This is a genomic window from Dietzia sp. Cai40 (assembly GCF_014145165.1).
Classification (GTDB): Bacteria; Actinomycetota; Actinomycetes; order Mycobacteriales; family Mycobacteriaceae; genus Dietzia; species Dietzia natronolimnaea.
Window position 1 is genome coordinate 1 of sequence record NZ_JAALEB010000119.1, and the last position, 15162, is coordinate 15162.

Below are 15162 nucleotides of genomic sequence, written 5' to 3' on the forward strand. Positions count from 1 at the left end.
CGGGCAGCGGTCCGGCCGGACTCGCGCCCGGGCCGCAGATCAGACCGATCATCACCATCCTGGCCCCTCGCGGGCCCGGCGAGGAGCCCGAGGTGTACCTCCCGCGAGGCGGCCCCGCGTCGATCGACGCCCTCATCGCCCTGCTCGCCCGCAGTGTCGGCGCCCACATCTCCCTCCCCAACCCCGAGGCCGGGTCCGCGGACCCGGTCGGCGGTGCGCGCCGCTACCGGATCAGCGCCGAGCTCGCCCGCCGGATCCGGCTACGCGACGGCACCTGCCGTCACCCCGGATGTTCGGTCTCCGCCGAGGACTGCGACGTGGATCATGTCGTGCCGTTCGACCATTCCGAACCGGACCGGGGCGGCCAGACCGTCGAGGCCAATCTCATGTGCCTCTGCCGGCGACACCACAGGTTCAAGACCTTCCACACCTGGTATTACCGACTCCTGCGCGACGGAACGCTGACCGTTGTCACGGAGAGTGGTCACACCATCACCACCCTCCCCGACGGCCCGCTGGCCAAATGGCGGGACCGCACGTACAACGGGGCCGAGGCGCCTCCCGGACCCGGCTCCCCCGACCGACCCTGGCTCCGCTCCCGGCCCCTCAGCACCCACTGGTACAGGCGGGCGTGCCGGATCGCCGCGCAGCGACGCGAGAACGCGGCCGCGGCTCGGGACGACGGGCTGGTCGGTGTCGACCACGACCCCCCGCCCTTCTGACGCCCGGCACCAACGCCCTTCACCCGCCCGGTCAGCGGTGCTTGAGCAGAACCGCGCGGATCCCCTCATGGAATCCGTCGCGCAGCCGAACCCGCTGCGCCTCGGTCAGGGTGAACTCGTTGAGCATCTGACAGGCGAACTGCAGTAGAGGGCGGTCCACGGCCGGCGGGAGCACGCCCCCGGAGAGCAGGTGGGCCTGGTCGCGCTGCTCCTCGGTGGCGGCCTGCTCGTACCACCAGGTCGCGTACTGCTGGCCCACGTCGAACGGGGTCTGCTCGCCGGACGAGGTCCACACCTCCTCCGAGAGGGGCACGAACTTGGAGCGGAGCGGGCGGCGGTGAGGGGCCATCATCGACGGGCTCGGGCGCGACGCCCCGTTGGGCGGGGGGCCCGGCGTCGACGTCCTGGCCTGCGCCCGAGCCGGGGACGGCGGCTGTGACTGGGGCTCGGATTCCTGGGGCTCGTCTTCCCGTACCTCGCTGTCCCGGGGCCCGCCCTCCGAGCGCCGGGGCCGGTCCGGCGACTGTGGCTGGGACTCCGGCTGTGACTCACGGACCTTCCCCGCCGGCCCCGCTCCGGCGCCCGGCTTCGCACCGCGCCCGTTCGCGGGCATCGATCCCGCGGCGGTCTCGGCGCCATCGATGTCAGATGCATGGATCTCGGAGATCACCGCGCAGTCCTGTTCATCTGCCGCCCGCTCCTCGGCGTCGGCGGCCCACTCCTCGTCGGCGATCGTCAGGCTGGTCTCGTCGGCCACCGACGTGGCGGACGCGCGATCGGACCTAAGATCCACCTCGACCATCCCCACCGACTCCTCGCCGACCGGCTCGCTGGCGTCGTCTCCGGGCGCGGTGGGCCGCTCGGCGGACGATCGCACCTTGGGCGGGATCGGCCCCTCCAGAACCCTGATCTGCATGGCGTCGTGGAAATCGGTGCGCGGATCCAGCACCGAGGTCGTGTCGCACGCGTGGCGCAACGCGGAGGAGATGGAATCCCAACCGAACCCCACCAGGTGCATCCGCACACCTGCGTCCACCGCCACCCGGACCCCCGGGATCATGTCGGCGTCCCCGGTGACCAGCACCATGTCGGAACACTGCCCCTTGTAGGCGGCCTGGATCATGTCCGCGACCAGAAGAGTGTCGACGGCTTTCTGGGTTCGACGCTCGCCCCATTCGATCAACTGACCCGCGCGCAGCTGAACGCCCTCGATCACGCGAAGCGTGCGCTGGTACCGGTGCGGGCCGGAATCCGGGATCCCGTCGTACCAGTTCTGTCGCTGGACCGGCTGGTCCACGAGACCGTGGGCGACCTGATCTAAACGGTGCACGACCGTGGCCAGGGATATCTCCAACTGACCGCGCGCACCCTCCTCCCAAGAGTTATAGAAGCTAGCTAGTAGATACGAGGTATCCACTAGAACCAGTGTCCGTTCGAGCATGATGATCACTACCTATCACTTTGTCTACGTTGGACTTCCAGCATGCCGCAGGGCGGACGACCCCGCAGGGCCCGCCACCGATCACAGAAGGACACCCACCATGTCGAGCCCCACCGCCACCCCTCCCGAGCTGACCGGAAAGGTCGTGCTGGTCACCGGGGCCGCCCGCGGGCAGGGCCGGGCCCACTGCGAGGCCTTCGCGGCCGCCGGGTGCGACGTGATCGCCCTCGACCTGTGCCGCGACATCGAGACGGTCCCCTATCCGATGGCCCGGCCGGAGGACCTCCGGGCCACCGCGGAAGCCGTCCGGGCGCTGGGGCGCAGGTGCGTGACCGCGGAGGTCGACGTCCGCGACCTGCCCGGGATGCGGGAGGCCGTCGATGCCGGGGTCGCCGAACTGGGCGGACTCGACTTCGTGGTGGCCAACGCCGGGGTGTCCCCCCAGCCCTCCGCCTCCTGGGAGCGCTCAGAGGAGGAATGGGACTCCACCCTGGACATCAACCTCAAGGGCACCTGGGTCACCACGACGGCCGCGATCCCCCACATCCTGGCCACCGGCCGGGGCGGGTGCGTCGTGATCATCAGCTCGATGGTCGGCCTTCGCGGCGCACCGTTCACCGCCAGCTACACGACCTCCAAGTGGGCGGTCCGCGGGCTGGCCAAGTCGCTGGCCGGCGAGCTCGGCTTCTCGGGCGTGCGGTGCAACTCCATCCACCCCGGCAACGTCCGCACCCCCATGATCGAGAACCCGTCGATGATCGCCATGATGACCGGGGGCGAGGGCACGACGCTCGAGGACGCGGCCGAGACCTTCAGCGGGATGAACCAGCTGCCCGAGCCGTGGGTCGAGGCGTCGGCGATCTCGTCGATGGCCGTCTACCTGTGCAGCGCCGCCGGCGCGGGGATCACCGGGGCCTCCATCCCGATCGACCTGGGAGGAAGCGAGAAGTTCGGGTTGTGACGGCTCGGGCTCGGGGCGCGGACCTGTGCCGAGGGCAAGAAATGCACTCCGACCCGCCTCTCGGATGAGAGGCGGGCCGGGGTAGCGAGCCGGTTCAGGGGGCCGGGTTTCTCACCTGGCCGCGCCTGATCAGGTGGACGGCGTGGGCGCCACCGGGCGGGGAACGCTGACGGTCGAGCCGGTGGCGGTCCACACCAGGGTCCAGAAGATGTCGACGATGGGCTGGATGGCCTGCAGGAAGATGTCGTTGGCACTGCTCATGATGTGTCCCCTTGTGATCCGTACTGAAAGCGTACTTGCGTATCTGGCGGTCTGGTGGTCCCCGTTGCCGCCGGACGGGCTCCAGCAATTCCCTCGAGCCCCCCGCGGCGCGTGACAACCCCTATGTCGCCGCGAACCCGGTCGACGTTACACAACCGTGACAAACGATGTGGCATCGACAGGCTCCGCCGCTGGCCAGAGCGCCGTAGCCTCGACCCGAGCGGGGTTCCCACTCCCCTAGTCGAGGCGCCCCGCCACGGGCCGAGGTCGAGCCTCAAGTGTGACTCAACCGACTAAACCCTACCTACGCGACCGTAACCTACGGTACCGTAGGTTCATGGCTATCACTGACATCCCGGAATTCGCACACCTCTCCGAGGCCGACATCGAAGCCCTCGGTGAGGAACTCGAGCAGATCCGCCAGGACATCATCGGTTCCCTCGGCGAGCGGGACGCCACCTACATCCGCAACACGATCCGCTTCCAGCGCGCCCTCGAGGTGGGCTCTCGTGCACTGTTGATGGTCGGGTCGCGCAACCGCACCGCGTGGGCCATCGGCGCCGGCGCACTCGGGCTCTCCAAGATCGTCGAGAACATGGAGCTCGGACACAACATCATGCACGGGCAGTGGGACTGGATGAACGACCCGGAGGTCCACTCCACCACGTGGGAGTGGGACATCGTCGGTACGGCCGAGCACTGGAAGCAGACCCACAACTACATCCATCACAAGTACACCAACATCGTCGGCCTGGACGACGACGTCGGGTACGGAGTGCTCCGCGTGACGCGCGACCAGCGCTGGCACCCGTTCTTCTACGGCAACCTCGTCTACAACGCGGTGCTCGCGCTGCTGTTCCAGTGGGGCGTCGGTATCCAGCATCTCGAGCTGGGCAAGGTCGCGAAGGGACGGGACGACCGCCGCGAGACCATGAACAAGCTCGGCCTCTTTGCCAAGAAGGCCGGGCGCCAGCTCGCGAAGGACTACGTCTTCTACCCGGCGCTCTCCCGCAAGGGCTGGAAATCCACCATGACGGCCAACCTCGCCGCCAACGGCATCCGCAACGTGTGGACCAACGCGGTGATCTTCTGCGGGCACTTCCCCGACGGCGCCGAGAAGTTCACCAAGAAGGACGTGGAGAACGAGACGCGCGCCGAGTGGTACCTCCGTCAGATGCTCGGCTCCGCCAACCTCACCGGCGGGCCGGTCATCGACTTCCTCTCGGGCAACCTGTCGTACCAGATCGAGCACCACATCTACCCCGACATGTCGTCCAACCGTCTGGCCGAGGCATCGGTCCGGGTTCGCGAGGTCTGCCGCAAATACGACCTGCCGTACGTGGCGGGCCCGCTACCCGTGCAGTACTTCAAGGCGTGGCGCACCATCGCCAAGATGTCGCTGCCCGACCACATGCTGCGGCGCACGGCCGACGACGCCCCGGAGACGCACTCCGAGCGCATGTTCGCGGACCTGCCCAAGCCTCTCCCGGCGCAGGAGGAAGGACAGCGGGCCGGCCTGCAGACGGCACTCAAGTACTCAGAGAAGCGGCGCGCCCGCAAGGTCGCCTCGGCGGCCTGACCCGCCCGGCCTCCCTCTCCACGCCCCGACACCGAAACCGGTGTCGGGGCGTGGAGTTGTTTCGATCCAGGAACGGGATCCCGGCGATAGGCTGACCCTCTAGTCGGCAGCGGCCCGCGCTACAGCGGTCGAGCTGAAGGCCTGTGAACCACGACGACGGGAGCCACCATGGAGGACCGGCGCATGCTCATCGCCGATTCGGCGATCGAGGTAGTGGCCAGGGACGGCGTTCGCGCGCTGACCCACCGCGCCGTGGACTCCGAGGCCGGACTGCCCTCCGGTTCCACCTCCTACTACTGCCGCACGCGCGCGCAGCTCCTCTCCCTCACTGTCGACAGGCTCACCTCTCTCCTGCGAGGGTTCGTCGAGGTGTCCGGGATCCAGGAACTCGCGTCCTCCGAGGCCGACGACGTCCTGTCGATGCTCACGCGGATGATCGAGGGCCTCCTCGCCGACTACCGCGGCGAGCTGGCGGCCCGCTCAGCGCTCATCATGGAACTCACCGGCAAGGACGACACCACCGATCTCGTCGCCGCCCTGCTGGACCCGAGCGACCTGGCCGGCGCCCTCGACGCCGCCGGGCTTCGCGACCCCGCCGCCGCCGCCCTGGACCTCCTCTCCGTATACGAGGGACTGCTCTGGGAGCGCACCGTGGGCCGCTTGGCCGGCTCCGAGGTCGACCACGAACACGACGCGGACCTCCTCGGGTCCGCGCTTTCGCGCCACGAGCATCGTGGCGGACGCCTCTTCGGCCTCCTGCGCTGAGCTCTCGCCCCTCGGGGCAATGATTCGCCCTACACCACACGCCCGGCTGCGGCGCACTCTCTGACGCGCGTCCAGACGCGGCGGCGGAATCGCTTAGGTTACCTGGCTTGATGTTTAAGGTTCTCACAGTCTAGAGTTCCGCCCCAGAAGCACCGTGATACGTCAGCCATGTGTCAAGGCTGTCTGTTTCGTGCCTCTGCCACCCCTCCGTCCGGGCATCCTCACAACTGGTGACAATCACTGTGCGGGTGCATGTATGCGGTGTTCAGTTGCGAATCCGGGTCACTCTTCCGGGTCCGGGTTCGCCTGAACGGTCCAGCCCGGGGCATCCCGGCCGCCACTCGACCGGGACGGTGGGCTGACCTGAGGCCACGGATTAATCAGATTGCTTTGACAATCACAGCTGATGTGAGATAGTGATTCACGTCACTGATTCACAACGAATCGGACGCACCCCTCCCCTCGGGTCGACCGACCCCCGCACCAGAAGGACGGTTCATCATGAGCCAGGTTGCTACTTACTTCTTCACCCTCTTCGCCCTCGCCGGTGAGCGGCTTGACGACCGCAAGGACCGCGGCGCTACGGCCGTGGAGTACGGCCTGATGGTCGGGCTGATCGCAATCGTGATCATCGTGGCGGTTACTGCGCTCGGTGGTCAGCTGAACACGCTCTTCGAGACGGTCCAAGCCCGCCTTACCGGCGTGAACGCTGGCGCAGGGGCTTGATGCCGAGCACTTGCTGACGACACCGCTCCGGCGCAGCGCCCAGCCCGGGCGCTGCGCCGGAGCCAGTTTCAACCCCTCCCTCCCCTCCCCTCACCCCTCGAGGACAAGCCATGACCAGACCCCTCCGTGACCGCGGAGCCGCGGCCGTGGAGTTCGCTTTGGTCGTCCCGATCCTGTTGACGCTCGTGATCGGGATCATCGAATTCGGCCGGGCCTACAACATCCAGACCACGCTCTCCAACGCCGCCCGTGACGGCGTGCGCGTGATGGCGCTGCAGAACGACGTCGACGCGGCCAAGTCGGCCGCGACAGCAGCCGCGATCGGATTGGGCATTCCCGCGTCCGACGTCGAGGTAACACCGGCGAACTGCGCACCCGAGGATTCGACCCCCACCGCCACGGTCACCGTCACCTACCCGTTCGAGATGCTCAGCGGGTTCCTCCCGATGGGCGACTTCACCCTCACCGGTACCGGGAGCATGCGATGCAACGGGTAGACGCGACTCGCAGCGACCGAGGGGCCGTGAGCGTCCTCGTCGCCCTGCTGATGGTTCCCCTTATCGGGTTCGCCGCCATTTCGATCGACATCGCTGCCGTTCACTCAGACAGGCAGAAGTTGCAGATGGGAGCGGACGCCGCCGCTCTGGCGATCGCCCAGGATTGTGCCAGGAGCGACTGTGGGACCACACGGGCCAGAACAACTGCTCGGCAGCTCGTCGACATGAACGCCTCCGCGGCCGAGAACTCGGTGTCGGTGGACCTCGTGGCAGCAGCCGGCAAGGTCACCGTCGACACGTCCGGTACCCGAGAGCACTGGTTCGCACCTGTTCTGGGAATTAACGAGTCCGAGGTCGGAGCCGTAAGTACCGCGGGGTGGGGTTCGCCGATCAGCGGTACGTCTGCCCTTCCGCTCGCCTTCTACGTGTGTGAGTTCTGGGCGCAGACCGGCGGAGGGATTCCGTCGGACAAGATCGAGCGGACCATCGAGTTCACCAAGACCTCCAACACGGACTGCCCCGTGCCCTCGGGGAACCTGGTTCCGGGAGGGTTCGGCTGGTTGGCCCCGAATGCGGGAACCTGTCAGGCATTCACCAGGATCGGTCAGGAAGTTCAGGGAGCCCCCGGCAACAAGGGGGGTACGAGTTGCATGTCGTCCCTCCACAACAAGACGATCCTTCTTCCCCTGTTCGACTCCTACCGCGGCCAAGGAAACAACGCCTACTACCGCGTCTACGGGTACGCGGCATTCACGATCACCGGCTACCACTTGTCCGGCGCGAACTGGAACAGCCCGTGTAGCGGCAATGAGCGGTGCATCAGTGGCTACTTCACGGAGTTCCTCGATCGTTCAGACGACTTCGAGTACGGGCCGAGCACGCAGAATCTCGGCGCCACCGCCGTCTACCTCCTCCCAAACGAGTAAGTGAGCTGAAGTGAACCGTCGTGTCGTGGCAGTAGCCGTCGCCGTCCTCCTGGCGCTCCTGGGCGCCGCCCTTCTTCTGCGCTACGTCAGCGCAGCTGACGAACGGGCCATGGCAGACCTCCAACCGGTGAGCGTCCTGGTCGCGACTGCGCCGATCAGCGAGGGAACCCCTGCGTCCGCACTCGGCGAGCTGGTCGAGCTGCGGGAGCTTCCCGCCACGGCTGCGGGACCGAATTCGGTGACCGACCTCCAGGAGCTCGGAACCATGGTCGCGGCCACCGATCTCGCTGCCGGGGAACAGCTTCTGGCCGGGCGTTTCGCGTCACTGCAGTCCCTCCAGCAGTTCGGCGGCATCCCCGCACCGGAGGGATTCCACCAGGTGACGATTCCTCTGAACTCGCCCCAGGTCGTCGGTGGAACGATCACACCCGGGGACACGGTGGGTGTCTTCGCCACGATCGGAGACCAGACCCACCTGCTGCTCCACAAGATCCTCGTACTGCGCGTCCAGGGCGGGTTATCTCCCTCCGCGTCCGAAGAGGCCGGTTCGACCGATCCCGCAGACGCCCCGGTTCACGACGGCGGCGCGATGGTGACTTTGGCGCTCACGGCCCCGGACGCGGAAAAGGTCGTCTTCTCGGGAGAGAACGGCTCGATCTGGCTCTCCCTCGAGGACTCCGCCACACCGGAGGACGGCACCCGCATCGTCAACCCGGGGAACGTGTACCGATGAACAACATTCTGCTGGCCACCGACTTCGTCGACCTCCGCGACCGGTTCCGGGCCGCCACCGGCCAGTCGATACCGGCACTGCCCCCGGGCCCGCTCCCGGAAAGCCCAGCGCAGCTGTTCCAGCAACTCGGCGGTGGGGAGATCCCCGAGGTCGTCGTGATCGACGAGCGCTCCGGGACAGAAGCCGCCCTCGCGCTGGCCTCGCGGCTCGATGTCGAGTGCCCCGGTATCGCAGTGGTCCTGGTCAGCGACCGGGTCGCCGAACTCGGACTCGCGGCCATGCGGGCGGGGGTGAGCGACATCGTCCCCACCGAATCGGAGGAGGACGAGATCCGAGGGGCACTTGATCGAGCCATCAGGGTCACCCGACAGCGCGCTCCGGCCGGACACGGGGACGGCACCGACGCCGGCGCGGGCCCGCAGTCGCGGCGCGGGCAGGTGATCAGCGTGGTCTCGCCCAAGGGCGGCGTGGGCAAGACAACCATCGCCGCCAACCTGGCCGTCGGGCTTGCCCGGTCCGCACCACATTCCACGGTGCTGGTGGACCTGGATCTGCAGTTCGGAGATGTCGCCAACGCTCTCAACCTCACACCCGAACACACCATCGTCGACGTGGTGCAGGGAGCGGCCGCGCGCGACTCGATGGTGCTCAAGACGTTCCTCACCCAGCACGACACCGGCCTGACCGTGGTGTGCGGACCGAACTCCCCGGCCGAGGCCGAACTGGTGGGCGTATCGGAACTCACCCATCTCCTCCAGACGCTGGCGGCGGAGTTCCGATATGTCGTCATCGACACCGCCCCGGCACTGACAGACCACACCCTCGCGGCCCTCGATATGACCGACGACCTGATCCTGGTCACCAGCATGGACGTTCCCGGAGTGCGGGGACTGCGCAAAGAACTGGACATTCTCCGTGACCTCGGGATGGGCTTCGACCGCCGCCACATCGTGGTGAACTTTGCCGACACCCACAGCGGGCTCACCCGAGCGGATGTAGAGGCGACGATCGGTACCGGTGTGGACCTGGTCTTGCCTCGCTCGCGGGCGGCTGCGGTATCCATCAATCAGGGGGTTCCGCTGATGCAGAACGAGGTCCGCGATCCCATGACCAAGAAGCTGCGGCGCCTGGTGGACCGCTTCGCCCCTGCGCCCTTGAAGGAGCCCGGGCCCGCGGCGACCAAGCTCGGTTCCCGACTCGGAGGCCGTCACCGCCTGCGCCGAGGAGGCACACGATGAGCCTGAGCGACCGCCTGCGCGCCGCCCGAGGCGAGAGCGCCGCGCCCGAACTCGCCCCGGGCGACCCGGCCACAACACCGGCCATGACACCTGCGCGGGAGACCTCGATCGCTCCTGGTCAGAGCGGTGCCACCGTACCTTCGCGAGCCATCCCGGCTACCACGCCACCGCAGACCATCAGGGTCACCCAGCCGGCTTCCCCGGTTCCCTCGGCGCTTCCCGAGCCCGACGCGTTGATCGCCCTCAAGGAGCGCGCGTCCGCCGCGCTGTTCGAACGGGTCGGTGCCAGGCTCAACAACCCGTCGCTCACCGAGGATCAGCTCCACGCCCTGGTGCGCACCGAGCTCAACAAGGTCGTGGAGGACGAGACGGTCCCACTGACCGCTGAACAGCGGCTGCGGCTCATCAGCGACATCCAGGACGACGTCCTGGGGCACGGTCCGCTGGAGCGACTACTGGCCGACCCCACGGTCACCGAGATCATGGTCAACGGCCCGGACATGATCTACGTCGAGCAGCGGGGGCGGCTCACCCGGAGTTCCGCCCGTTTCACCTCCGAGGAGCACCTGCGTCAGGTCATCGAGCGGATCGTCTCCCGGATCGGGCGACGCATCGACGAGTCCTCCCCTCTGGTCGACGCCCGCCTGGCGGACGGCTCCCGCGTCAACGCCGTCATCCCCCCGTTGGCGGTCAACGGCTCGTCGCTCACCATCCGTAAGTTCTCCAAGGACCCCTTCAAGGTCAACGACCTGATCGGGTTCGGCACCCTCACCCCGGAAATGGCCGAACTCCTGCGGGCCTGCGTCCAGGCCCGGCTCAACATCATCGTCTCCGGCGGCACCGGCAGTGGAAAGACCACGCTGCTCAACGTCCTGTCCTCGTTCATCCCCGAGTCCGAGCGCATCGTCACCATCGAGGACGCGGTCGAACTGCAGATGCAGCAGGACCACGTGGTGCGGCTGGAGGCCAGGCCCGCGAACATCGAGGGCAAGGGCGAGATCAGCATCCGCGATCTCGTGCGCAACTCCCTGCGTATGCGCCCCGACAGGATCGTGGTGGGCGAGGTTCGCGGCGGAGAGACCCTGGACATGCTGCAGGCCATGAACACAGGTCACGACGGGTCACTGTCGACCGTCCACGCCAACTCCCCGCGCGATGCGGTGGCCCGCCTGGAGACCCTGGTTCTGATGGCCGGGATGGACCTTCCGTTGCGGGCCATCCGGGAGCAGATCGCCTCCGCCGTGGACGTGATCATCCAGCTGACCCGATTGCGTGACGGCACCCGACGGGTCACCGCGGTGACCGAGGTCCAGGGGATGGAGGGCCAGACGGTCACCCTGCAGGACGCGTTCCTCTTCGACTATTCCGCCGGCGTCGGGACCGACGGGAAATTCCTCGGCAAGCCGATCTCCACCGGGGTGCGCCCCCGCTTCACCGACCAATTCAAAGAAATGGGCATCACGCTCTCGCCGCGGGTGTTCGATGTTCCCACACCCCCCGGGAAAAGCCGATGAACGAGTCCATGGGCCAGGTCCTGGCCTCCCCGGCCGGGCTCGGGGTGGCAGCACTCTCCCTGGCACTACTCATCGGCGCGTTCCTCGTCCTCTCCCCGCGTCCGGGAAGTGTCCCCCGTGCCCGGCGTCGGCCAGGGGTTCACGAGGGGCCCGGGATCATCTCGCGGACGGCGACGGCAGCCACCACGGCCATCGACACCACCCTGAGCCGCCGCGGCGCACCGGGGGCCGGTGCGTTGGAACGCGCCGGGGTCAAGATGGGCCTCCAGGACTTCGTCTTCCTGGTGGGCGTCGCCGCAGTGGTGACCTTCGCACTGGGGCTTGTCGCTGTAGGGCCGGTCACCGGACTCTTCCTGGCCGCGCTCACTCCGATCGGTGCCAAGTTCGCGCTGGACATCCGAGCCTCCCGTCGCCGGGCCGCCTTCGCAGACCAGTTGGATGACTCGTTGCAGCTCATGGCCAGTAGCCTGCGGGCCGGCCACAGCCTCCTCCAGGCCCTGGCCTCCGTTGCCAGAGAGGCCGAGGAGCCCACCTCGGAGGAGTTCGCCCGCATCATCAACGAAACCCGGGTCGGCCGTGATCTCGCCCCCGCGCTGGAGGAGACCGCCCGCCGCATGGGGAGCGAGGACTTCGAGTGGGTCACACAGGCCATCGCGATCAACCGCGAGGTCGGCGGCAACCTCGCCGAGGTGCTCGACGGGGTCGGTCACACCATCCGGGAGCGGAACCAGATCCGCCGACAGGTGAAGGCGCTGGCCGCCGAGGGCAAACTCTCGGCGTACGTCCTCATGGCGCTGCCGTTCGGCATCTCCGGGTTCTTGTTCATGAGCAACCCCGAGTACATCTCCAAGTTCACCGAGGGCCTGCTGGGCTACACCCTGATCGGCGTCAGCGTGGTGCTGCTCGTGGTGGGTGCGCTCTGGCTCCGCAAGGTCGTCAACATCACGTTCTGAACGCTCCTAGCGTTCTGGAAGGAGGCACGCCGTGGAACCGATGGCCATGTTCGCCGTCTCGGTCCTGGCCGTGTCGGTGTTCCTGCTGAGCTGGGCGGTGCTCGCCGGCCCCGGCCGGGCGCGCCAGCGCACGGTCCTCAACCTCAGCCGGGGGATGTACCCCGAACACCACGCGGTGGAGGCAGTGGTCCCCGAGGACGAGGAGACCGGTGGCACCCTGGCCACGATCGCGCGGAAGTTCACCCCGGCGCCGTCGATCCGGATGCTCGAGAAGCTGCAGATCAAAGCCGGCAGACCCCAGGGGTGGCCCCTCGAGAAGCTGCTGGTGGCCAAACTCGTGCTGGGCATCGGGGCGGCGCTGTTAAGCCTGCTGTTCGTCTCCAGCACCACCGGTGCTCTACCTGTGTTCCTGGCCGCGGCGGTCACCCTGGTCTGCTACTTCGTCCCGGAACTGCTCCTCCACAGCCGCGGACAGGAGCGCAGTCAGGCCATCCAGCTGGAACTGGCCGACACCCTGGACCAGATGACCATCGCCGTGGAGGCCGGGTTGGGCTTCGACTCGGCCATGGCCCGCGCGGCGAAGAACGGCAAGGGACCACTCGCCGATGAGTTCACCCGCACTCTGCAGGAGATCCAGGTGGGTCAACTGCGCCGGCACGCGTACGAATCGTTGGCCCGCCGCACCGACGTCGCCGACCTGCGCCGATTCGTCCGCGCCATCATCCAGGCTGACGCCTACGGCATCTCGATCGCCGACGTGCTGCGCACCCAGGCTTCGGAGCTGCGGAGCAAGCGCCGCCAGCGCGCGGAGGAGAAGGCCATGCAGATCCCGGTCAAGGTGATCTTCCCGCTGATGGTGTGCATCTTGCCGGTACTGTTCATCGTGCTCCTGGGCCCGACAGCGATGAACATGATGGAGGCCTTCTCCTAGTGCTCCCGAGTGTCACAGCGACCGTGCTCCTCACCGCCGTGGTGTGCGGGGCACTCGCCGCGGCGCTGACCGGGTGGATCCGGTCCATCGCAGACTCCGACTCCCGCTGGCTGCGCTCCGGTCTCCACGTGGGCCTGGCCGCCGCCGGTGGGGCGGGAGCCGCCGGGCTGGCCGGTACCGTTCCCGAGCTGGTCGCGTTCGCGGCGCTCGCGGTGGCCTGTGGGGTGCTCGTGGCGATCGACCTGGCCGTGCATCGGCTGCCCGATGTCGTCGTCGTCCCCATGTACCCGGTCCTCCTGGCGACGCTGGGCGTGGCGTCCGCGGTGACCGGGGACTGGGGCGCCCTGGGGCGCGCCGCCGCCGCGGCGCTCGCCCTGCTGGCCTTCTACTTCACCCTGGCGTTCATCAACCCCTCGGGACTCGGGCTGGGCGACGTCAAACTCGCCGGCGTGCTAGGCCTCTTCCTGGGCTGGCTCGGGTGGTACTACGTCCTGGTCGGGACTCTGGCCGCGTTCGCGCTCAACGCCGTGGTGGCGTTGGTGCTACTCCTCAGCCGTAGAGCCGACCGTCACACCGGCATCGCGTTCGGGCCCGCGATGATCGCCGGAGCGGCGGCGGCCGCGTGGCTCTCGGTCGGCGGCTAGTCCGCGATCGCCTCCAGCGGGTCGGTCTTGGCGGCCCGGTGCGCCGGCCACAGCGAGGCCAGGACCCCCACGAACGCCGAGGCCACCAGCACGATCCCGATCGTCTCCCACGGGATGGTGGTCTCGCTGAGCCCACTGTCCGCCAGCACGGAGACGAACGCCCAGCCCAGATAGACGCCGACCGCCGCGCCGACCAGTGCCCCGAACACGGCGATCTGCGTGGACTCGAGGTTGATCGTCCGCCGGATCTGGGACCGCTGCATGCCCACGGCCCGCAGCATGCCGATCTCCGTGCGCCGCTCGATCACCGACAACGCCAGGGTGTTGACGATCCCCAGCACCGCGATGACCAGGGCCAGGCCGAGCAGGGCGTAGATGATCGTCAGCAACTGGTCGATCCCGCCCGACTGGACGTCGATGTACTGCTGCTTGCTCTGCACGGTGGCGATCGGGATGTCGGAGAGCTCCTCGGTGACGGCGGCCAGCACCTGGTCGGGTGAGGTGCCCTCGGCGGCCTTGGCCAGCACGATCGCGGTCGAGCGGAGGTTCTCCGGAACCAGCCGTTCGTAGACGTCGATACCGGTGTAGAAGGGTCCGAGGATCTGGGCGTCGTCGTAGACACCGGTCACCCGGAGGGTGGACTCACTGCCGTCCGGGCCGACGAGCGGGACCCGCGTGCCCATCGTCCAGCCGTTGTCCCGCGAGACCTCCCGCGAGACCACGAGGGAGTCGGCCTCCGGCTCGAGAGAGCCGTCGAGGACGGTGGCCTCGAGCAGCTCCCCGACTGGCCCGCCGGCGGCCGCGAGCGCCTGGGGCTCGCCGCCGAGCTGGCCGAAGCCGAACGCGAGCCACGCCACGTCCCCCACGCCGTCGACGCCCGCGATCTGGTCCTCGATCCCGCCGGCCAGCGGGGTCGGCGGCCCCTGGGAGGCCACCCCCTGGACGATGACGTCGGCGATGATCCCCTGGTCGATGAGGCCGCTCACGCTCTCCTTGGTGGTGGCGCCGAGCGTGCCGAACGCCGCCACCAGGGTGAGCCCCAACGTGAGGGCGAACGCGGTGGCCGCGGTGCGTCGGGTGTTGCGGCCGGCGTTGGTGGCCGCCAGCTTCCCGACGGCACCGAAGGGCGCGCCGATGACCCGCCCGATCCCGCCGGCGATGGGCCTGGCGAGGGCGGGCATCACCAGGAAGCTGCCGACGATCAGGGCCGCGGCGCCGACGCCCACGGTGATCGCGCCGCTCCTCGTGGTGTCCTGCCAGGTGCCGATGAG

16 protein-coding genes are annotated in these 15162 nt (G+C 68.3%); 13 read left to right on the forward strand and 3 right to left on the reverse strand.

Annotated features, from left to right (window positions below; all coding sequences use genetic code 11):
- Nucleotides 1-722, forward strand: a 722-nt coding sequence (locus tag G6022_RS05525) for an HNH endonuclease signature motif containing protein (protein ID WP_182691141.1), incomplete at its 5' end; no start/stop codon positions are given.
- A 31-nt stretch (nt 723-753) separates the two neighbouring features.
- Here G6022_RS05525 and G6022_RS05530 read toward each other — a convergent pair.
- A complete protein-coding gene (locus G6022_RS05530) occupies nt 754-2163 on the reverse strand; it encodes an NYN domain-containing protein (RefSeq protein WP_182639351.1) in 1410 nt (469 codons plus the stop codon).
- 100 nt (nt 2164-2263) lie between these two features.
- On the opposite strand from G6022_RS05530, the gene G6022_RS05535 reads away from it, so the two are divergent.
- Nucleotides 2264-3124 carry a mycofactocin-coupled SDR family oxidoreductase gene (locus G6022_RS05535; protein WP_182639352.1) on the forward strand — a complete coding sequence of 287 codons (861 nt, stop codon included), beginning with the start codon at nt 2264-2266 and terminating at the stop codon, nt 3122-3124.
- A gap of 129 nt (nt 3125-3253) precedes the next feature.
- On the opposite strand, the gene G6022_RS17015 is transcribed toward G6022_RS05535, so the two are convergent.
- Nucleotides 3254-3385: a hypothetical protein gene (locus G6022_RS17015; protein ID WP_259846053.1), complete on the reverse strand. Its 132-nt coding sequence runs from the start codon at nt 3383-3385 to the stop codon at nt 3254-3256.
- Nucleotides 3386-3722: 337 nt separating this feature from the next.
- Between G6022_RS17015 and G6022_RS05540 the strand changes: the two genes are divergently transcribed.
- The 11 genes from G6022_RS05540 (at nt 3723) to G6022_RS05590 (ending at nt 13891) form a co-directional block, all read left to right on the forward strand.
- Nucleotides 3723-4964 (forward strand): acyl-CoA desaturase, encoded by a 1242-nt coding sequence (locus G6022_RS05540; RefSeq protein ID WP_182639353.1) that lies wholly within the window; start codon nt 3723-3725, stop codon nt 4962-4964.
- Nucleotides 4965-5132: 168 nt separating this feature from the next.
- Nucleotides 5133-5729, forward strand: a complete 597-nt coding sequence (locus G6022_RS05545; RefSeq protein WP_182639354.1) for a transcriptional regulator — start codon at nt 5133-5135, stop codon at nt 5727-5729.
- A gap of 501 nt (nt 5730-6230) precedes the next feature.
- Entirely contained in the window at nt 6231-6455 is a 225-nt protein-coding gene (locus tag G6022_RS05550) for a Flp family type IVb pilin (RefSeq protein ID WP_182639355.1), read from the forward strand.
- Nucleotides 6456-6565: 110 nt separating this feature from the next.
- A complete protein-coding gene (locus G6022_RS05555) occupies nt 6566-6952 on the forward strand; it encodes a TadE/TadG family type IV pilus assembly protein (protein WP_182639356.1) in 387 nt (128 codons plus the stop codon).
- 26 nt (nt 6953-6978) lie between these two features.
- Complete coding sequence (locus tag G6022_RS05560) at nt 6979-7878, forward strand: pilus assembly protein TadG-related protein (RefSeq protein WP_347238153.1); 900 nt, start codon at nt 6979-6981, stop codon at nt 7876-7878.
- Between the two features lie 25 nt (nt 7879-7903).
- Nucleotides 7904-8611, forward strand: a complete 708-nt coding sequence (cpaB, locus tag G6022_RS05565; RefSeq protein ID WP_182639357.1) for a Flp pilus assembly protein CpaB — start codon at nt 7904-7906, stop codon at nt 8609-8611.
- Nucleotides 8608-9849 (forward strand): AAA family ATPase, encoded by a 1242-nt coding sequence (locus G6022_RS05570; RefSeq protein WP_182639358.1) that lies wholly within the window; start codon nt 8608-8610, stop codon nt 9847-9849. The genes cpaB and G6022_RS05570 overlap by 4 nt, the downstream gene beginning before the upstream one ends.
- Complete coding sequence (locus G6022_RS05575) at nt 9846-11363, forward strand: ATPase, T2SS/T4P/T4SS family (RefSeq protein ID WP_182639359.1); 1518 nt, start codon at nt 9846-9848, stop codon at nt 11361-11363. Before G6022_RS05570 ends, G6022_RS05575 begins: the two co-directional genes overlap by 4 nt.
- Entirely contained in the window at nt 11360-12316 is a 957-nt protein-coding gene (locus G6022_RS05580; RefSeq protein ID WP_241731064.1) for a type II secretion system F family protein, read from the forward strand. Before G6022_RS05575 ends, G6022_RS05580 begins: the two co-directional genes overlap by 4 nt.
- 40 nt (nt 12317-12356) lie before the next feature.
- On the forward strand, nt 12357-13247 hold the full coding sequence (locus tag G6022_RS05585) for a type II secretion system F family protein (RefSeq protein WP_241731067.1): 891 nt from the start codon (nt 12357-12359) through the stop codon (nt 13245-13247).
- A complete protein-coding gene (locus G6022_RS05590) occupies nt 13247-13891 on the forward strand; it encodes a prepilin peptidase (RefSeq protein ID WP_182639360.1) in 645 nt (214 codons plus the stop codon). Before G6022_RS05585 ends, G6022_RS05590 begins: the two co-directional genes overlap by 1 nt.
- Here G6022_RS05590 and G6022_RS05595 read toward each other — a convergent pair.
- Nucleotides 13888-15162: FtsX-like permease family protein (locus G6022_RS05595; RefSeq protein WP_182691143.1), on the reverse strand; the 1275-nt coding region annotated here is incomplete at its 5' end. The genes G6022_RS05590 and G6022_RS05595 overlap by 4 nt on opposite strands.